The organism is Nostocoides vanveenii (assembly GCF_039531165.1).
GTDB classification, from domain to species: Bacteria; Actinomycetota; Actinomycetes; order Actinomycetales; family Dermatophilaceae; genus Nostocoides_A; species Nostocoides_A vanveenii.
Genome location: NZ_BAAAPN010000054.1, coordinates 36,384 through 54,401 on the forward strand (window position 1 = coordinate 36,384; position 18,018 = coordinate 54,401).

Annotated in this window: 18 protein-coding genes and 2 tRNA genes; 6 read left to right on the top strand and 14 right to left on the bottom strand. The window is 68.8% G+C overall.

Translation table 11 applies throughout. From position 1 onward, the window contains the following. Nucleotides 1-97: 97 nt before the first annotated feature. Nucleotides 98-1,231, top strand: coding sequence for a LacI family DNA-binding transcriptional regulator (locus tag ABD209_RS12010; protein ID WP_344066590.1), 1,134 nt, complete (start codon nucleotides 98-100; stop codon nucleotides 1,229-1,231). 146 nt (nucleotides 1,232-1,377) lie between these two features. On the opposite strand, the gene tig is transcribed toward ABD209_RS12010, so the two are convergent. From tig to ABD209_RS12030, 4 genes are all read right to left on the bottom strand, one after another. Continuing rightward, nucleotides 1,378-2,814, bottom strand: a complete 1,437-nt coding sequence (tig, locus tag ABD209_RS12015) for a trigger factor (protein WP_344066593.1) — start codon at nucleotides 2,812-2,814, stop codon at nucleotides 1,378-1,380. A gap of 137 nt (nucleotides 2,815-2,951) precedes the next feature. Further along, nucleotides 2,952-3,025 (bottom strand) — tRNA-Pro (locus tag ABD209_RS12020). Between the two features lie 129 nt (nucleotides 3,026-3,154). Further along, nucleotides 3,155-3,225: transfer RNA gene (locus tag ABD209_RS12025), tRNA-Gly, on the bottom strand. Nucleotides 3,226-3,442: 217 nt separating this feature from the next. Further along, entirely contained in the window at nucleotides 3,443-4,051 is a 609-nt protein-coding gene (locus tag ABD209_RS12030; RefSeq protein WP_344066596.1) for a hypothetical protein, read from the bottom strand. 34 nt (nucleotides 4,052-4,085) lie between these two features. On the opposite strand from ABD209_RS12030, the gene ABD209_RS12035 reads away from it, so the two are divergent. Continuing rightward, entirely contained in the window at nucleotides 4,086-4,217 is a 132-nt protein-coding gene (locus ABD209_RS12035; protein ID WP_324385982.1) for a hypothetical protein, read from the top strand. Between the two features lie 130 nt (nucleotides 4,218-4,347). Here ABD209_RS12035 and trmB read toward each other — a convergent pair whose 3' ends face one another. Genes trmB through ABD209_RS12055 form a run of 4 tightly spaced genes read right to left on the bottom strand, consistent with a single transcriptional unit; the run spans nucleotide 4,348 to nucleotide 7,265 of the window. After that, complete coding sequence (gene trmB, locus ABD209_RS12040) at nucleotides 4,348-5,040, bottom strand: tRNA (guanine(46)-N(7))-methyltransferase TrmB (protein ID WP_344066599.1); 693 nt, start codon at nucleotides 5,038-5,040, stop codon at nucleotides 4,348-4,350. Then, the gene (locus tag ABD209_RS12045; RefSeq protein WP_344066601.1) at nucleotides 5,037-6,143 is read right to left on the bottom strand and encodes a SpoIIE family protein phosphatase; all 1,107 of its coding nucleotides are present in this window, start codon (nucleotides 6,141-6,143) and stop codon (nucleotides 5,037-5,039) included. Before ABD209_RS12045 ends, trmB begins: the two co-directional genes overlap by 4 nt. Nucleotides 6,144-6,147: 4 nt before the next feature. Next, a complete protein-coding gene (locus tag ABD209_RS12050; protein ID WP_344066604.1) occupies nucleotides 6,148-6,624 on the bottom strand; it encodes a ribose-5-phosphate isomerase in 477 nt (158 codons plus the stop codon). Continuing rightward, the gene (locus tag ABD209_RS12055) at nucleotides 6,624-7,265 is read right to left on the bottom strand and encodes a mycothiol-dependent nitroreductase Rv2466c family protein (protein WP_344066607.1); all 642 of its coding nucleotides are present in this window, start codon (nucleotides 7,263-7,265) and stop codon (nucleotides 6,624-6,626) included. Before ABD209_RS12055 ends, ABD209_RS12050 begins: the two co-directional genes overlap by 1 nt. Before the next feature lie 83 nt (nucleotides 7,266-7,348). Between ABD209_RS12055 and pepN the strand changes: the two genes are divergently transcribed. Genes pepN through ABD209_RS12070 form a run of 3 tightly spaced genes read left to right on the top strand, consistent with a single transcriptional unit; the run spans nucleotide 7,349 to nucleotide 11,197 of the window. Then, a complete protein-coding gene (gene pepN, locus ABD209_RS12060; protein WP_344066610.1) occupies nucleotides 7,349-9,895 on the top strand; it encodes an aminopeptidase N in 2,547 nt (848 codons plus the stop codon). Between the two features lie 7 nt (nucleotides 9,896-9,902). After that, complete coding sequence (locus tag ABD209_RS12065) at nucleotides 9,903-10,820, top strand: mechanosensitive ion channel family protein (RefSeq protein ID WP_344066613.1); 918 nt, start codon at nucleotides 9,903-9,905, stop codon at nucleotides 10,818-10,820. Then, nucleotides 10,817-11,197, top strand: coding sequence for a globin (locus ABD209_RS12070; RefSeq protein ID WP_344066616.1), 381 nt, complete (start codon nucleotides 10,817-10,819; stop codon nucleotides 11,195-11,197). The genes ABD209_RS12065 and ABD209_RS12070 overlap by 4 nt, the downstream gene beginning before the upstream one ends. A gap of 174 nt (nucleotides 11,198-11,371) precedes the next feature. Here ABD209_RS12070 and ABD209_RS12075 read toward each other — a convergent pair whose 3' ends face one another. The 5 genes from ABD209_RS12075 to ABD209_RS12095 all read right to left on the bottom strand — a co-directional run bounded on the left by ABD209_RS12075 (nucleotide 11,372) and on the right by ABD209_RS12095 (nucleotide 16,013). After that, nucleotides 11,372-12,160 carry a glycerophosphodiester phosphodiesterase family protein gene (locus ABD209_RS12075; RefSeq protein ID WP_344066620.1) on the bottom strand — a complete coding sequence of 263 codons (789 nt, stop codon included), beginning with the start codon at nucleotides 12,158-12,160 and terminating at the stop codon, nucleotides 11,372-11,374. A 5-nt stretch (nucleotides 12,161-12,165) separates the two neighbouring features. After that, nucleotides 12,166-13,887 carry a glycoside hydrolase family 13 protein gene (locus ABD209_RS12080; RefSeq protein WP_344066623.1) on the bottom strand — a complete coding sequence of 574 codons (1,722 nt, stop codon included), beginning with the start codon at nucleotides 13,885-13,887 and terminating at the stop codon, nucleotides 12,166-12,168. A 134-nt stretch (nucleotides 13,888-14,021) separates the two neighbouring features. Next, complete coding sequence (locus ABD209_RS12085) at nucleotides 14,022-14,870, bottom strand: inositol monophosphatase family protein (protein ID WP_344066626.1); 849 nt, start codon at nucleotides 14,868-14,870, stop codon at nucleotides 14,022-14,024. Nucleotides 14,871-14,910: 40 nt separating this feature from the next. After that, nucleotides 14,911-15,561 (bottom strand): DUF8185 domain-containing protein, encoded by a 651-nt coding sequence (locus ABD209_RS12090; RefSeq protein ID WP_344066637.1) that lies wholly within the window; start codon nucleotides 15,559-15,561, stop codon nucleotides 14,911-14,913. Nucleotides 15,562-15,563: 2 nt separating this feature from the next. After that, complete coding sequence (locus ABD209_RS12095; protein WP_344066629.1) at nucleotides 15,564-16,013, bottom strand: acyl-CoA thioesterase; 450 nt, start codon at nucleotides 16,011-16,013, stop codon at nucleotides 15,564-15,566. A gap of 52 nt (nucleotides 16,014-16,065) precedes the next feature. Between ABD209_RS12095 and ABD209_RS12100 the strand changes: the two genes are divergently transcribed. Continuing rightward, nucleotides 16,066-16,992: an acyl-CoA thioesterase gene (locus ABD209_RS12100; RefSeq protein ID WP_344066632.1), complete on the top strand. Its 927-nt coding sequence runs from the start codon at nucleotides 16,066-16,068 to the stop codon at nucleotides 16,990-16,992. 508 nt (nucleotides 16,993-17,500) lie between these two features. On the opposite strand, the gene ABD209_RS12105 is transcribed toward ABD209_RS12100, so the two are convergent. Beyond that, on the bottom strand, nucleotides 17,501-18,018 hold a 518-nt coding region (locus tag ABD209_RS12105; RefSeq protein ID WP_344066635.1), incomplete at its 5' end, for a transposase.

Genomic DNA, 18,018 nt, shown 5'->3' on the forward strand with positions numbered 1-18,018 from the left:
CGGGCTTCCTGGGCGAGAGTGGTCGTCGGGGGCAGGCGGGTCACGTGAACGGGGTCGAAACGATTCGAGTCGAACCGATTCGACTAGTGTGCCCTCCATGCCCGCGCCACGTCAAACCCGGAAGGCCGCCTCCGCTACCAGCCGACCGGCCGCTTCGGCCGGACAGCCCGGGCGAGCCAAACGCCCCACGCTCCGCGATGTCGCAGAGCTGGCCGGCGTCTCCTTGTCAACGGCCTCGCTCGTCTTCAGCGGCCGCGGGCCGGTCTCCGACGCCACCGCGGCACGCGTGCGCGCCGCAGCGCAAGAACTGGCGTATGCCGGCCCCAACCCCCTCGCCTCCTCGTTGCGTCAGGGCCGCACCGGCACGGTCGGGGTCGTGGTCGAAGGCCGACTGGGCGACGCCTTCGGCGACCCCTTCGCGCTGACCGTTCTTGACGGACTCGCCCGCGAGTTGGACGCCATCCCCGCCGCGCTGCTGCTCCTCCCCCGCGAACCGGGCGACGATTCCCGCCTGCTAGCCCAGCTTGGCGCGGCGGCAGTCGACGCGGTCGTTTTTGCGCTCTGCGGGCCGCGGGACGACCCGGCCGTGGACCTCTTGGCCGGGCGCGGCATACCGATGATCGCCGCGGGCGCGCCCGTCGACCCGCGGGTGCCGCAACTGCTGGTGGCCGAGCGGGCTGCCAGCGCAGAGGTGGCACGGCTCCTGGTGGGGCTCGGTCATACGCGCATCGGGCACATCACCTTGCCGCTGGCGCCGCGTGTACCCACCGGCCCGGTCGCGCCGGCACAGGTCGCCCTGGCGTCCTATCCGGACGGGGCCGCCCGGGCGCTGGGTGTGCTCGATGTGGCGCCGGATGCCCGCGTGGTGCAGACCACGATCGCCGATGTGGCGTCCGGCGAGCAGGCCGCGCGGCTCCTGCTTGGGGTCCCCGCGCATGAGCGGCCGACCGCCATCATCGCCCAGTCGGACGTCCTTGCCGCCGGTGTCCTCCGGGTGGCGGCCGACCTCGGCCTGCGTGTGCCCGAGGACCTCTCGGTCACCGGATTCGACGGTCTCGACCTGCCCTGGGTGGACGTACGCCTGACCACGGTCGTGCAGGACGGCCAGGCCAGGGGCCGCGCCCTGGGCGCCATGGTCGCCGCCGCATTATCCGGCGCGAGCGTCCGCACCACGCACTTCCCCACGCACCTGCGTCTCGGCGAGACCACCGGGCCGCCGCCCACTCGCTGACGGCCCGTATGCCGGGGGCACCGCTCGGGCCCGGACAAAGCTTTCCCGCCCGATGCCAGAAACCCATCGTTCGCCACGGAAGTCTTCCGTGGCGAACGAGGGTCTTATGGCATCGGGCGGGAAAGCTGTCAGGCCACCAGAAGCGGTCAGGCCTTGGCGGCCTCGTCGGCAGGCGCGGCCTCGTCGGCAGGCGCGGCCTCGTCGGCGGGCGCCTCCACGGCGTCCGCCTCGACAACCTCACCCTCGATGGTGTCATCGAGCAGGTCGTCAGCGTCGACCTCGAGGATCGGCAATGACGGCTCGTCCTCGGCGTCCTCCTCGACCCCTAGCTCCGAGATGTCCACGACATTGCCCGAGGCGTCGGTGATCCTCGCCCGGTCGAGGACGGCCGCGAGGGCCTTGCGACGCGCCACTTCGGAGACCATGGATGGCACCTGGTTGTTGGCGTCGATGGCCTGGGCGAACTCGCTGGGGTCCATGCGGTACTGCTGCGCCTGCATCAGTAGGTATTCGACGAACTCCTCCTGCGAGACGTCCACGTCTTCCTGCTCCACCAGCGCGTCGAGGATGAACTGCGCCTTCAGCGCCCGGCGGGTGGACTCATCGACCTCGGCCCGGTGCTCGGCGTCCTCGAGGCGACCCTCCTCCTGAAGGTGGTGGTTCACCTCGTGCTCGATGACGCTCTCGGGCATCGGGACATCGAGGGTGTCGATGAGGTGCTCGAGGATCTTGTCGCGGGCCTGCAGGCCCTGCTCGAACTTCTTGGCGCGCTCGGTGGTGGCGTTCACCTCGGCCTTGAGCTCATCGAGAGTGTCGAACTCCGACGCCAACTGGGCGAAGTCGTTATTGAGCTCCGGCAGCTCGCGCTCCTTGACCGACTGGACCGTGACCGTGCACTCGGCGTCCTCGCCCGCGTGGTCGCCCCCGGCCAGAGGCGCGGTGAACGTCGCCGACTCGCCGGCACTCAGCCCGGTGAGCGCCTCATCGAGGCCGATGAGCATATTGCCGCTGCCGACCTCGTAGGAGATGCCGGCCACCTCGTCGATGGACTCCTCGCCGATGGTGGCGGCCAGGTCGATGGAGACGAAGTCGCCCACGCCGGCCGCCCGCTCAACCGGGACCAGGGTGCCGAAGCGGGTCCGCAACTGGTCGAGGCGCTCGGTGATGTCCTCGTCGGTGACCACGACGTCATCGACGGTAACCGCGATGGTGTCGAGGTCGGGCAGGGTGATCTCTGGGCGGACGTCGACCTCGGCGGTGAAGGCCAACGGCTCGGAGTCGTCCATGGGCACCGCGGTGATCTCGACCTCGGGCTGCCCGATCGGGCGGACCTCGGCCTCCTCGACAGCCTGGCCGTAGAAGTTCGGGAGGGCCTCGTTGATGGCCTCCTGCAGCACGGCGCCGCGACCCACCCGCTGGTCGATGATCCGCGCCGGAACCTTGCCCTTGCGGAATCCGGGGACCGAGATCTGCGACCCGATCGCGACGTAGGCCGCGTCGATGCTCGGCTTGAGCTCGTCATACGGGACCTCGACGGTCAGCTTGACCCGCGTGGGGCTCAGGGTCTCGGCAGCGGTCTTCATCAGGTGGCACTCCAGCAATCGGATCAGGGTTCGGGCACAGGGGCCCAGCAGTCGAGCGCGCGAGCGCATCGAAACGGGGGCGTGGCTGCGTCCATCCTATGGGCAGCGGCGGTTACGCCCAAAAACGCCGAGCGGCGTCGGGGTAGCCGGATTTGAACCGGCGGCCTTCCGCTCCCAAAGCGGACGCGCTACCAACCTGCGCCATACCCCGTTGCACGGGCGCCCCCAACGAGCGCATTCCTAGCCTTGGCTGGATCGGGCGCCGATGGCCCGGTCAGGGCCCTCGGCTCGGTCGCCGGGATCTCGATGAACCGACGCTGACCTGTGGAAATGCCGTGCGAGCGGGCGACGAGAATCGAACTCGCGTAATCAGTTTGGAAGACTGAGGCTCTACCATTGAGCTACGCCCGCGTGCCGTATGCCCGCGTGGACACCAGCGAGCGTATGGTAACCGCCCGCTTGCCCGCCCCTGCAAATCCGTGACCGAGTCCGTACTCTCGACGGGCTGCGACGATGCCCGCCTGTGGCTGATGTGGCTCGCGATGATAGAATCACCCCGGCCACCGGCCTTGCCGGCTGCGCTGTGCATGTCCTTTTGCTTCGTCGGCACTGCTGCCCATAGATGACGTCACACCGCGTCCAACCGCCGTCCATACCCAGGGGAACACACCATGACCGACCGCCAGCCCGCGATGAACCGGTCGCGACGCAGCACGGCGCGCCGCGGACTGACCCTCCCCGTCGCCGTCATTGCGACCGTGACGGGCGTCTCCTTGGCCCCGGCCGCGGCGAGCGCCATGACAGGCAACGCGCTGCCGGCGATCATCGTGCTCGCCACGGGCACCGACACCTCGACCAGCGACACGACGACGACGTTCACCCCGCCGCCGACCGACCCGACGACGACCGACGCGACCACGTCCGACCCGACGACCGAGCCGACCTTTACGCCGCCGCCGTCCGACACCACGAGCACCAGCCCGACATCGACCTTCACGCGACCGACGACCAGCGCCAGCGCACCGCCCACCAGCACGCGACCGACGAGCACGAGCAGCACCAGCCGGCCGGCGACCTCCAGCACGAGCACCCGCCCGACCGTCGCGAGCACCACGCCGGTCGCGCCGACGAGCGTCGCTCCACCACCCCCCAGCACCTCCGGGGCTGTGAGCACGACGGCGCCGATCACATCCACGTCGAGTTCGTCATCCTCGGCCGCCGGTGCAGGTGCGGACACCCCGACCAACGAAGGCCCCGGCATCCAGGAGCGCGTGAGCAATATCGCCAACGACATCCTGGGCAACGGGACCAACTGGGATTTGATCAAGAAGACCCTGATCGGCCTGGCCCTCGCCGGCCTCGGCGTCCTCGCGATCGCCGTCGTCCGACCCCGGCGCCACTGACCGCTCCGTCCCTCAACCCTGCTGGGACACCCCTGTCCGTACGTGGCTCCCTAAGCTCTGCTAGCTGGGCTTAGGTGACCTCCCCCAGGTTCTACCCTGCTGGACGACACCTAACGTGTGCTAGCAGAGTTTAGGAACGGGGCTTGACGCACGAGAAATACGTGCTCGGCCGGCCGGCGGCCAGGGCCTTCCCCTCGAAGCCGTCCAGGTCCTTCCATTCCGGGCGCGGGACTTCGGCAACCGCGAACCCCGGGAACTGCGCCAGCTGGGCCCGCACCCACGCGCGATAGACCGGATGATCGGTCGCGATCAGCAAGCGCCCACCGGGCGCCAGCAACGTATGCAGCATGGTCAGATTCCGCTGTTGCACGAAGCGCCGCTTGGCGTGCTTCGGCTTGGGCCACGGGTCGGGGAAGAGCAGATGGATCGCGGCGAGCGTCCCGGGCTCGAAGCCGCGCTCGAGTAGCGCCAGCGCATCCCCGGCCCAGACGCGCAGGTTGGTCACGTCACGGGCCTGCGCCGCGGCCAGCATCCGCACGACCCCCGGCAGGTGAACTTCGGCCGCCAGCACATCGTGCTCGGGGTGGGCGGCGGCATACCCGATCGCGGCGGCGCCGTGACCGGAGCCGATCTCGACGACCAGGGGCGCCATCCGCCCGAAGGCCGCCGCGCGATCCACCGGAAGTGCGGGGACCTCCGCGTCGGGCAACAAGGTGACCAGCCGTTCCTTGGTCAACGAAGAGAGGCGATACCGCGGCGTATAGGTGCGGATCCGGCTCGGGTGCGCAACACCGTCAGGGACCCCGGTGGTAGGCGTGGTCACAGCTTCCATACCACCAGTGCCCCGCGGTCGTCGCCGTCCCCGCCGAGCGCCTCGCGGCACAGATACGCCGCGAAGCCCTCGAAGCCGACTTGCAGCGCCCGCTCGGCCACGCCGCCCATCCAGTCGATGCCGTCCAGCAACTCCCCGGTCCGCGTCTCGACGATCCCGTCGGTGTAGAGGATCAACGCATCACCGGTGTGCACCTCCCCCTCCATGCGCGGGAAGGGGATGCCGTCGATCAGACCGAGCGCCGGCCCTTGTTCGCCCTGCAGGGGATCCCATGTATTGCGCGCTGCCGAACACCGCATGGCGGGCGGGTGGCCGGCGCTGCTGATCCAGAAGCGGTCCGTGGCGGGATCGATCTCCAGGTGCACCGCGGTAGCGAAGCCCTCGCGCCACGGTTGTCGCACCAGATAGGCGTTGGCCGCGGACAAGAAGCGCTCGGGCTCGACCTGCCCGAGCAGGCCGCTGAAGGCACCGGCCACCATCAGCCCCCGGGAGCCGGCCCGCAAGCCGTTCCCGCTGACATCGATCAGGGCAAACTCCAGGTGCCCCGGGTGAAACCCGGGCGCGCTGATCAGGACGTCCCCGGCGAAGGCATCGCCGAACGCCCCGACCACCGCCGCTTCAGCCCGGTACCCCTCCGGCAGGGCCGGAAGCACGGCCAGCTGCTGCTGGCGCGTCCGCAACTCCACCAGCATCCGGTTGCTGCGCGTGCCATAGGTACCCAGGCTGGCCCGCGAGGCCGAGAGGGCGTACATCGCGATCATGCCGGCGGCCATGCTCGACAACACGGTGATTGCGCGCAGCGGCGTCGTAGGAACGATCCAAAAGACGAGTGCGAGCAGGCCCGCAATGAAGACGTAGAGCCCGATCAGGGGCGTCGGCGACAGGAACAAGCCGGCCACGACGACCCACGGTGCCAGGGTCAGCAGGGGGAACTCGTCGGGCCAGGTGATGTGCAAGGCCGCGCTGCCTGCCACCATCACCATGAGCATGACCAGCCGAGCGCGTTGCGAGAGCCGGATCTGCCCCAGCCGAACCTGCAATCGTCGCCAGGAAACGCGCGGTCCCACGCGTTGTGCTTGGGCGACGGTAGCCATGCCGTCAGTCGCTGGACGGCAGCGGAGGCAGCACGCCGTCCCGCTCGTATGCCGCAACCATCTCCAGGCGACGCACATGCCGCGGATCGTTCGAGAAGGGCGTTGCGAGGAAGGTCGCGACCATCGCCTTCGCCTCGTCCACGGCCGTCATCCGGGCGCCGATGGAAATGACCTGGGCATTGTTGTGCTCGCGCGCAAGCTGCGCCAGTTGTTCGTTGTAGCACAACGCGGCTCGGATGCCGGCGACCTTGTTGGCCGCCAGCTGTTCCCCATTGCCGGAGCCACCGAGCACCACGCCGAGCGAGTCGGGATCGGCCGCCACGGCTTGCGCGGCACGCAGGACGTAGACCGGGTAGTCATCGAGCGCGTCGTACTCGAGCGGCCCGTGATTGGTGACCTCGTGACCCTCCGCTGTCAAGAAGCCGACCAACTCACCGAGGAGTTCGTATGCCGCGTGGTCGCCGCCGATGTGTACGCGCATCAGTCCTCCTGGTCGAAAATCGGACCGCGGGTCCGGGTGCGCTTGAGTTCAAAGAAACCATCGGTTCCGGCGACGAGCACGCAGCCATCCCACAGTCTGCCAGCCGCTTCGCCCCGTGGCGAGGGGCTGACGACCGGGCCGAAGAAGGCGACGCCCTCGACGGCGATCACCGGCGTGCCGACGTCGTCGCCGACCAGGTCGATGGCGCGCTGGTGGGAGGCACGCAGCGCCTCGTCACCGGCGTCGCTCGAGCCGGCGGTAGCGAGGTCGGCCGGCAGCCCCACCTCGGCCAGGGCCTCGGCCATGACGGCGTCGTAGTCTTTGCGCTGCTGGTGATGGATCCGCTCCCCCAGCGCATCGTAGAGCGGTTTGACGACACCGTCGCCGTGCGCCGCGCGCGCGGCCATGATCACCCGGACGGGAGCCCAGGCCGCATCCATCAGGGCGCGGTAGTCCGCTGGCAGATCGCGGCCCTCGTTCAGGACGGACAGGCTCATGACCGACCAGGTGACATCGACCGGGCGAACCTCTTCGACGGCCATCAGCCACCGCGACGTCATCCAGGCCCAGGGGCACACGGGGTCGAACCACATCTCGACCGGCGTGCGAGCAGAGTCGACAGAATCCGAGGTGGGAGACATGCGGTCATTCTGCCACCCTTACCGGAGCGTGAAAGTATGGCGCGAAACTGGGTGATCCCCAGCCAACCTTTCAGGAGTGAGAAGTGCCCGGAACCAATTTGACGCGCGCTGAGGCCCAGGACCGCGCTGCGATCGTGGCGACCGAGAGCTATGTCGTCAAACTCGACCTGACGACGTCACCGGAGACCTTCCGCAGCGTCACGACCGTGCGTTTCACAGCCACGCCGGGTGCCTCGAGTTTCATCGACCTCATCGCGCGGAGCGTCGAGGCGATCACCCTCAACGGTGAATCGCTCGATCCGGCAACGCATTTCGCCGACTCCCGGATCAGCCTCCCGGATCTCGCGGCCGCCAACGAGCTTGTCGTCGACGCCACCTGCGCCTACATGAACACCGGTGAAGGCCTGCACCGATTCGTCGACCCGGTCGACAACGAGGTCTACCTCTACACCCAGTTCGAGGTCCCAGACAGCCGCCGGATCATGGCCGTCTTCGAGCAGCCCGACCTCAAGGCGACCTTCGCCTTCAGCGTCACCGGACCAGATCACTGGCAGGTCGTCTCGAACGCGATCACCCCACAGCCCGAGCCCGCCGGACCCGGCACGGCCACCTGGACCTTCCCCGCAACGGGGCGAATCTCCTCCTACATCACCGCGCTCGTCGCCGGCCCGTATGCCGTGGTGCGCGACAGCGTCCAGACGCGGGCCGGCACTATCGACCTCGGCGTCTTCTGCCGGACCTCGATGCTGCCCCACCTGGACGCCGACAATGTGCTGGCGGTGACCAAGGCCGGCTTCGGCTTCTTCGAGGAGATGTTCGACGCCCCCTACCCCTTCACCAAATACGACCAGCTCTTTACGCCCGAATACAACATGGGCGCGATGGAGAACGCCGGCTGCGTGACCATCAACGAGCTCTATGTCTTCCGCGGCAAGGTGCCCGACTCCACCGTCGAGCGCCGGGCATTGACGATCCTGCACGAACTCGCGCATATGTGGTTCGGCGATCTGGTCACCATGAAGTGGTGGGACGACCTCTGGCTCAATGAGTCGTTCGCCGAGTGGGCCTCGACCGTCTGCCAGGCGGAGGCCACCGAGTGGCAATCCGCATGGACCACTTTCTGCACGCACGAGAAGGCCTGGGCCTACCGCCAGGACCAACTCTCCTCGACGCACCCGATCGTCGCGCCCATCCGCGACCTGCACGATGTCGAGGTCAACTTCGACGGCATCACCTACGCCAAGGGCGCGTCGGTCCTCAAGCAACTCGTTGCGTATGTCGGCCGCGACCCCTTCGTCGCTGGCCTGCGGACCTATTTCGCCAAGCATGCGTGGAGCAATACGACGCTGGGCGATCTGCTCATCGAGCTTGAGGCGGCGTCCGGCCGTGATCTGCGCACGTGGGCGCAACTGTGGTTGGAGACGGCCGGCGTCAATGTCCTTACGCCCCAGATCGATTCGGACGATCGTGGCCTGGTCAGCGCGGCCAGCATCGCTCAGACCTGCGCGTCCGGAGATCAGCAGTTGCGCCCGCATCGCCTCGTCGTCGGGACGTATGACGTGATCGACGGCGCCTTCGTCCGCACCGGCCGGCACGAGCTCGACGTCGACGGCGAGAACACGCCGCTGCCGATGCTCATCGGGCAGCCGCGTCCGGCACTGGTCCTGGTCAACGATGAGGATCTTGCCTACGCCAAGATCCGCTTCGACGAGCGTTCGCTTGCCACGGTCCTGGCACATCCGCGGGGCTTCGCCGAAACCTTGCCGCACTCGCTCGCTGTCGCGACCGTCTGGGACATGACACGCGATGGCGAGATGGCGGCGAGCGACTATCTGCCCTATGCCCTGGCCGTCATCGACGGCGAGCGCGACTCCGCGCTGCTGCGCAATCTGCTCGCGCAGGTGCACACCTGCCTGGTCCACTATTTGGCGCCCGAGCACCGGGACGACGCCCACCGCCTGGTCATCGCCCGGGGTCTCGAACTGGCTCAGGCCGCACCGGCCGGAAGCGATGCGCAACTGCAGTTGGTCACGGCATACGCCGCGTTGATCGCCCCCGGCGACGACACGACGACGCTGGCCGGGCTATACGACGGGTCGGTCACGCTGCCGGGCCTGAGCCTCGACACCGACATGCGGTGGACGCTGTTGACCGGGCTGGTTGCCGCGGGCGCCGCTGGCGATGAGCAGATCCAGGCAGAACTCGAACGCGACAACACCTCCACGGGCCGCGAACGCGCCGCCCGGGCACGAGCGAGCGCGCCGACACCGGCAGCGAAGGCGGTGGCGTGGGCGTGCGGCGTCGAGGACGTCAAGACGCCGAACTCGGTCATCCAGGCCCTGGCGGCCGGGTTCAACCGCGCTACCGATCCGGCCCTCTTGCAGCCCTACATCGCCCGATTCCTCGACGGCGCGCTCGGCATTTACGAGAGCCGCACCCACGCTATCGCCGAGGAGATCAACGGCTTCTATCCGGCGGGATTGGCCGGTCCCGACCTGCTCGCGGCGACGAACGCCTGGCTTGAGGAGCACACCGATGCGCCCGCCGCCGTGCAACGGGTGATGGCCGAGAATCGCGACGGCGTCGCCCGCGCGGTCGCGGCGCAGGAGCGTGACCGGGCGGGTGCCTGAGCGCGTCGTGAACTTTTCGACCGCCTGGCTGGAGCGTCTGACCCGCAAGGAGACCTGGACCTGGTTCAGCGATGTCCCGCTGAAGATCCTGCTGACGATCATCTTGGCCGTCGCCACCCGATGGGTCTTGCACCGGGTCATCCACCGCGCCGTCGGCCTCGCGATCAGCCGTGGCGAGCGCGCCGATCGCACGACTACCCAGCGCGTGTTCGCGCACGCGACCGGCTGGGATCACGATCGGCACAAGCAGCGGCTGGAAACCCTCGGCACGATCCTGCGCAGTGCCGTCACCATCGTCATCGGGCTGATCGCGATCTTGACGGTGATGGCGCTCCTCGGGATCCCCCTGGCTCCGCTGCTCGCGTCGGCGGGGGTCGGCGGAGTGGCCCTCGGCTTCGGGGCACAGAGCCTGGTCAAGGACTTCCTGTCCGGCATCTTCATGATCATGGAAGACCAGTACGGCGTCGGCGACCTGATCGACACCGGTGTCGCGACCGGCACGGTCACCGACGTCAGCCTGCGCATCACGACCTTGCGTGACGGCAACGGAGTCACCTGGCACATCCGCAATGGCGAGATCCTGCGGGTCGGCAATCGCAGTCAGGGGTGGGCGATGACGATGGTCGACCTGCCGATTGCCTATGACGCGACGCCGGAGAAGGCGATCCGTGCTCTGAAGGAGATGGTCGCCGCGTTCGCGGCCGACCCGGACTGGGACGGCAAGGTGCTCGACGTTCCTGAGGTGCTGGGCGTCGAGTCCATCGTCGGCTCCACGATGATTCTGCGAGTGATGGCGAAATGCAAGGCGGGAGAAGAGTTTTCGGTGCAGCGTGAGTTGCGTTTGCTCGGCAAGCAGGCCCTCGACAGGGCGGGCGTCCCGGGGCCGCCGGTGAGCGTCATCCCCTCCTCGGGGGGAGCCCCATGAGTGAGCCGACGTTCTTCGATGCGGTGGGCGGGCACGCGACCTTCGATCGTCTGGTGACCGCGTTCTATGCCGGTGTGGCAGACGATGCGCCGTTGCGTGCGCTCTACCCGGAGGCGGACCTCGTGCCGGCGGCCGAGCGGCTGCGGATGTTCCTCGAGCAGTACTGGGGCGGCCCGACCACCTACTCCGAGCAGCGCGGGCATCCCCGCTTGCGGATGCGTCATCACCCGTATGCCGTGACCCCCGCCCAGCGTGATCGCTGGCTCCTGCACATGCTCGCGGCCGTGGACACCCTCGAGTTGGACGAGGCCCACGACCTGATTCTGCGCGACTACCTCACGCGCGCGGCCTACTCCCTCGTCAATACCCTCGACTAATCGTCGAAAGGCCGGTTCAGCCCCGTCGAAAGGCCGGTTCAGCCCCGTCGAAAGGCCGGTTCAGCCCCGTCGAGAGGCCGGTTCAGCCCCGTCGAGAGGCCGGTTCAGCCCCGTCGAGAGGCCGGTCTGGGCGGTCTGGGCCGCACGCAGCGGGCGGGCCGGGTCTCGCCTCGATCAAGGAGTCAGTTGACGCTCGCCGAACACGTCGACCAGGGTGTCCGGGCGGTCGGTCACGATCCCGTCAACGCCGAGGTCGAGCAGTCGTCGCATCTCGGCCGGGTCGTCGATCGTCCAGACGTGCAGGTGCTTGCCGAGGCGATGCACCTGACGCACCAGCCCCGGGGTGACCAGTCGGACCCTCCGCCCGCGGACGGTATGCCCGGTCGGGATCTGCAGCACCGGCGCCGGCGAGTGCAGAATCCGGCTGAGCAGGTGCGGCGTGAAGCGCATCTGGGCCACCCCACGCGGCCCCATCGCCGTGGCGAGACCGGGTCCGAGCGCCTTGCGCACCGCTGCCAACCGGGCGTCGGAGAAGGAGCCGACGCAGACCCGGTCAAGGGCGCTGTGCGACCGGATAGCCGCTACTAGCGGCTCGATCGCCCCCACCGCCTTCACGTCGATATTGATGCGAGCCTCGGGAAAGGTCTCCAGCACCTCGTCCAACAGCGGTATGCCGTCGCCCGCGGCCGTGCGGGCGGCCGCCACAACGGCATACGGCAAGTCGGCGATGGCACCGGCGGTGTCGGTCACCCGGTCCAGGACAGTGTCGTGAAAGGCGACGAGGACACCGTCCGAGGTTGTGTGCACATCCGTTTCCAGATAGCGAAAGCCAAGGTCGATCGCCGCGCCGAAGGCGGCAATGGTGTTCTCCCGCCCCACATTTGGGGTGAATTCGGCGCCGCCGCGGTGCGCGAGGCCGACCGGCCCGGTGGTGTCGAAATACGGATGGTCGGCCGCGCGCATCGCGATCAGTACCGTGCCCAGATAGCGGTGTCGGTGGGCACCTTGCCGTCTGCCGTCAGCTCGCCGGACGCGATGACGAGGTCCGCGCCCTCGGGCAGCGCGACCGGGATCTCGCCGAGATTGATCAGCACGAGCGTCGGGTAGGCGTCGTCCTTGCCCGTGTTGAGATAGGCCACGACATCCTCGCCGAGGCCGCCGATCTCGCGCAGGCTGCCCAGCCCCAGCTCGCGCTCGCGCCGGAGGTGCAGCAGGCGCGTGTACAGGTCGAGGGTGGAGCCCTCGGCGTCGGCCTGTTGGTCCGCGGCGAGCGCGGCATACGCCTCGGGCTGCGGCAGCCACACCTTCTCCGACGGCCCGAAGCCGAGCCCCGGCGCATCGTGGGTCCACGGCAGGGGAATCCGGCAGCCGTCGCGGCCGAGTTCCTTGTGGCCGGTGCGCAGGTAGACCGGGTCCTCGCGCAGCTCGTTGGGGACCTCCATCGACTCGGGGAGCCCGAGTTCCTCACCTTGATAGATGTATGCCGACCCCGACAGCCCCAGCATCAGCGTCGTCGCCGCGCGGGCGCGGCGCAGACCGACGACCGGGTCGGGCTGCGGGTCACCGATGCCGATGCCATTGGGCCGCTTGGTGCCGACCGGCAGGGCTAGTCGGGTGGCGTGCCGGATGACATCGTGATTGGACAGCACCCAGGTCGCCGGGGCGCCGACCGAGTCGCACACCTCCAACGACTTGCGGATGACCGCACGCAGATCCGTTGCCCGCCAAGGGCATTCGAGGAAGTCGAAGTTGAAGGCCTGGTGGAACTCGGTGTTGCGGATGTAGAGCGCCGCCCGCTCCGGCGGGTTGACCCACGCCTCGGCGCACAGAATGCGATCCGGCTCGCCATAGCTGTCGAGCAACGCCCGCCAGCTCTCGTAGATTGTGTGCACGCCGTCCTGGTCCCACATCGGCGCCGCGTTGGTCGCCTCCTCCGGCTCGTCGGGGCCGAGCAGCTCCTGCGGCCCGGCCCAGTCCGGCAGCGACGGCTCCTTGACCAGACCGTGGGCGACGTCGACGCGGAAACCCGCAACACCGCGCTTGACCCAGAAGCGGATGACGTCGAGGAACTCCTCGCGGACCTCCGGGTTGTCCCAGTTCAGGTCCGGCTGCTTGACGTCGAAGATGTGGAGGTACCACTGGCCCGGGGTGCCGTCGGCCTCGGTGACGCGGGTCCAGCCCGGACCGCCGAAGACGGACTTCCAATTGTTCGGCGGCTCGCTGCCGTCGACGCCTTTGCCGTCGCGGAACATGTATCGCGCGCGCTCGGGGCTGCCGGGCGCTGCGGCGAGGGCGGCCTGGAACCAGGGGTGTTCGTCGGAGGAGTGATTGGGCACCAGGTCGACAATGACCTTCAGCCCCAACGCATTTGCGTCGTCGAGCAGGCCTTGGAAGTCGGCGAGGGTGCCGAAGAGGGGGTCGATGTCGCGGTAGTTGGCGACGTCATACCCGGCGTCCGCCTGCGGCGAGACATAGAAGGGGGAAAACCATACGGCATCAACGCCGAGGGCCTTCAGATAGGGCAGTTTGGCGCGCGCCCCGGGCAGGTCGCCGATGCCATTGCCAGTGCTGTCGGCGAACGAACGCGGATAGATCTGATAGATCACGGCGTGCCGCCACCAGGCCGCATCGGCCCGGTCGTGGTCGTGGATCGTCGTGGTTGTCGGCTGCGCAGGGGGGGCGGTCGTCACGGGCACCTATTGGACCGCATATCGGCCCTCGGACCCAAACTGATTCGCGGGTGTTTCGGATGTTGTTCATCGCAGGCTCGCCGGTGTTGACCGTCGCGGCTCGACGGTGTTGACCGTCGCGGCGAGCGTGCCGGTCAGGCTCTGGTCAGCAGGTCCGCGAGGGCGCGGACGGTCCGCTCGCCCCCAGCCAGGTGCCAGCGATATCCCCTGTGGTGCAGGACCTGCGCGTGGCCACCGGCGCCGAGCACGAGGGCTAGTCCGGGATACCAGTCCCAGTCCGCCGTGCCACTTTGCATGAAGGCCCCGAGGCGTCCCGTCGCGACGGCCGCGAGATCGCACGACCCGCTCCCGAGCACCCGGATGGTCGCGGGCCCGCGCGCCGCTGCCAGCCAGGGTTCGAGAACGTTCGGGTCACCGATGCGGGCCGGATGCAGATAGGTCGCGAGGCAGATCTGCTCTAAGGGAAGGTCGGGCATCGGTGTCAGGAGCCGGCCGTTGAGGCGGGTGCTGGGCCGACCGTCAGCGGTGACCCCACCGACCCAGGTCTCGTCGGTCAGCTCGCGTCGAACCGCGCCGAGCAGGCCACCATCGTTGTCCCGCAACGCAATTGCACTGCACCAGTTGCCGATCTCGTGGGCATAGTTGTAGGTCCCGTCGATCGGATCGATGATCCACTGTCGGCCATTACGCGACTCGCGCGCCGCGCCCTCCTCACCCAGGATGCCGTCGTCGGGTCGCAGCGCGGTCAGCGCGGCCACGATCTCCTCCTCGGCGGCGTGGTCGGCTGCGGTGACGATGTCGGAGATCGAGGTCTTGCGGATGCGCTCGAGCGGCTCGCGACGCAGCATCGTGCCGAGCGCGGCGCCGCGCTCGACGAGCAGCGTGGCCAGGACTGCGTCGTCAACGATGTCCGAGCGGTCTGCCAGGCTCTCGATCCAGGCCTGGGTGGGCCCCGTCGTCGGTTCCGTCTGCACGGGCGTCATGGCCTCACCCTAGGCGCGCCGGGCGACGCCGCGGCGAATCTCATCTGGCCAGGACATGGCCGGCAGACGTGCTCAGTCGCCACCAGGGCCCGCTGCGATGCACGCTCGCCGAGCCGTTCTCCACCAGGAACCGCAGCCCGTATGCCGCGAAGGCCATCCCGCCCGGAGCCCCGCCCGCCGCCGGCATTGCCTCGCCCCACACCCGAGCCCGCAGGGCATCGACCTGCGCGGCGAGGCCGGTACCGGCCGCGCCGAGTTGGGCGATGCCGGTGCGGGCGACCGTGAGCAGGTCGTCGGAGCTCACATCCGCCGCGTGGACCCACCCGGCGCGCGGTGGCGTGATTGCTGCCCATTGGACAAAGACCGAGGCGGGGGGCACGGGGATCACCGGATCGTTCTCGGGATGGCCGAGCACCCAGGCCAGGCGATCGAGGATGGCGCCGACGGGGACCGCATTGTCCGACTCCACCGGGTCGGCCAGGGCGAAGGTGCGCAGACCGAGCACCGTCCCGGCACCGGAGAGCCCGCGACCGGGGAGCATCCCGACATAGGCTGCGAGGACGGGGCCGAGGGCGTGCAGGCGCACGGCCGCCTCGGGATCCGCCTGGCGTGCCAGCGTCAGATAGCTCTGTAGGTCGGACAGCGAGGCGCGGTCGGCGAAGACATAGGCACCCGCGACCGCGCTGGGCATGCTCACCGCAGCCGCCTGCGGAAGCCGACCGGTCCACCGGCGTGCTCGGCGAGGGCGGCGCGTTCGTCGGCACTGAGCCGACGGGGCGAGGCGGACGCGAAGTCGTAGGCGACCAGCGTGGTCTCGGCGCGGGCATACGTCGTGGTCCCGATGTCATCGGGGTCGCACACGTCATATCCAATGTCGAAGTTTGCGCCGCCAATTGCCTTGGTCCACATGAAGATTCGCACCGGCGCAGGCCGGAAGTCGAGCGGCGCAAGGTATTCGATCTCGTGGCGGGCAACGAGGACGCCGGTCCGAAGCATGTCTTCGCGCTCCCCCAGCCACTCGCGGATCGCGACGACACGCGCATCCTCGAGCAGACGCAGAAATTGCACATTGTTCACGTGCGCGTAGGCGTCCATATCGCTCCAGCGAAGGGGCACGTCGACGTAGTAGTCGCGATCGGTCACCCGTCATCACTACGCCACGTCCGGCATCGGCGCAAGTCACTAGGGTGGAGCGGTGCCCGACACCTCTGCCGAGTCCCTGCTGGAGATCCTCACCCTTCAGGAGGTAGGGACCGCATCGATCGCCACCTCGGGCACCTTCCATCCCGAGTATGCCGGCGAGACCGGCGCCCGCGTCTTCATGGCCCCGAGCCAGCGGATGCCCCAGGGGCGGGTCTTCGGCGGTCAGGTGCTTGCTCAGTGCGTGATGGCCGCGGGGCTGACTGTGCGCGATGCCGCGCCCACGCGCGCGGTGCACAGCCTGCACGGCTACTTCATCCGACCCGGCGACGACACCTTGCCCATCCGGTTCGCGGTCGAGAACCTCCGCGACGGCAACTCCTTCTCCACCCGCCGTGTGCACGCCCTCCAGAACGGACAGGTCATCTTGTCGATGATCTCCTCTTTCCAGGAGCCGGCCGGGGGTCTCGATCACCAGGAGCCGATGCCGGACGTGCCCGCGCCGGAGGACGTCGAGCCCTATCGCGAGGAGTTGCGCCGCCGCGCCTACCCCGGCACGGCCCGCGAGACGATCGCCGCCCGGCCTGTGGAGTTGCGGCATGTCGAAGGCAATCTCTACACCCGCTCCATCGAGGACGGCCGAAGCCGGCAACACGTCTGGATGCGGGCCGCTGCGGGCCTGCCCAACGATAACCTCCTGCACGCCGCGGTGCTCGCCTATGCCTCGGACTATTCGCTTCTGGAGCCGATCCTGCGCCGGCACAACCTCGGGTGGGCTGACCCGCGCCTGCGCGTGGCCAGCCTCGATCACGCGATGTGGTTCCACCGTCCCGTCCGTATGGACGATTGGCTGCTGTATGCCGAGGAGTCACCGTCCGCACAGGGCGGTCGCGGCCTCGGCATCGGCCGGATGTTTCGCCGCGACGGGACCCTGGTCGCGACCGTCGCCCAGGAGGGCATGATGCGCGTCAAGGAGTCCTAAGCGTCGCGGGGCCATGCCTGTCGCTGCCCTCTTTCCTCACCCGTACCGGGGTTCTGCACCCCGACACTGGTCCGGACCGGTGCAGAAGTGCGCGTCCGGTGTCGAGGTGCGCATCCGGTGCAGAAGTGCGCGTCCGGTGTCGAAGTGCGCATCCGGTGCAGAAGTGCGAACTGAGGTCGTCGTGGGGAAGTGCTGTCTGGGGCGCGTCGCCCGGCACCTCCCGCCGTCCACAGCCCCTGGACGCGGGCGGCCCTTTCCACAGGTTTTGCGAGCGCCCTGGGCCCACCGGCTCGGTGCTGCCCGCGTGTGCGTCATGAACCAACAGTTCGAAATGCCGACGATCCTGCGCACCCGCGAGACCCACTGGCGAGACTTGCGCCAGGCCCGTTCGGACGGCAGAGTTGAGCGAGTACGGCGCGGGTTCTACGTCACCGTCAGCCGTGACCGACCGGCCTGGGAAGTCGCCCGTGACCGCGAACTCGCGGCGATCGCTGCCGCGGCTGCAGCCCTAACCTCCGTCTTTCACGGGGTTGTGGGTTGATGCCATGAGGTGCGCGCTGGTGCTGCTTGTGGTGGGTGAGCCTGTCGGGATGCCGCGTGGCGCTGCGGTGCGGGTCTTCGGGGTCGTCGGGTCGCGGGTGGGCAGGGTCTCGCGGCCGGTCAGGTCAGTAGCGGGGATGGCCTGACCAGCGGTGAAGACGGCGACGGCGGCCTGGGTCCAGGGCCAGGATTGTGGGAGGCGGAGGTGGCGCCGTCGTCCGCTGCGGGTGAGTCGGGCCGGGATGTGGAGGAAGCGGTAACGCAGGGCTTTCGGCTCGCACGTCTTCAACGTCTCGGGGAGGGCGAGCAGCCGTAGCCAGGCGGTCAGGTCGTCCGCGATGGCGACCGCGAGAAGCCAGGTGGTGTTGATGCCGTATTCGCGGGAGGGGAAGCGGCCGAGGCCGGTGTCTTTCGCGTGGCGGATGCTGTCTTCGACGCGGGCGTGGGCGCGGTGGCGGGCTTCGAGGAACGCCAACTGTCCGGTGG

Bases quoted from the DNA above. Each gene is read 5' to 3' on its own strand.
- ABD209_RS12090 (WP_344066637.1), bottom strand. From the start codon at position 15,561: ATGCCCAGCGCGGTCGCGGGTGCCTATGTCTTCGCCGACCGCGCCTCG.
- ABD209_RS12075 (WP_344066620.1), bottom strand. From the start codon at position 12,160: ATGCGCGCGGCCGACCATCCGTATTTCGACACCACCGGGCCGGTCGGC.
- ABD209_RS12055 (WP_344066607.1), bottom strand. From the start codon at position 7,265: ATGTCTCCCACCTCGGATTCTGTCGACTCTGCTCGCACGCCGGTCGAG.
- ABD209_RS12070 (WP_344066616.1), top strand. From the start codon at position 10,817: ATGAGTGAGCCGACGTTCTTCGATGCGGTGGGCGGGCACGCGACCTTC.
- ABD209_RS12050 (WP_344066604.1), bottom strand. From the start codon at position 6,624: ATGCGCGTACACATCGGCGGCGACCACGCGGCATACGAACTCCTCGGT.
- ABD209_RS12010 (WP_344066590.1), top strand. From the start codon at position 98: ATGCCCGCGCCACGTCAAACCCGGAAGGCCGCCTCCGCTACCAGCCGA.
- ABD209_RS12045 (WP_344066601.1), bottom strand. From the start codon at position 6,143: ATGGCTACCGTCGCCCAAGCACAACGCGTGGGACCGCGCGTTTCCTGG.
- ABD209_RS12085 (WP_344066626.1), bottom strand. From the start codon at position 14,870: ATGACGCCCGTGCAGACGGAACCGACGACGGGGCCCACCCAGGCCTGG.
- tig (WP_344066593.1), bottom strand. From the start codon at position 2,814: ATGAAGACCGCTGCCGAGACCCTGAGCCCCACGCGGGTCAAGCTGACC.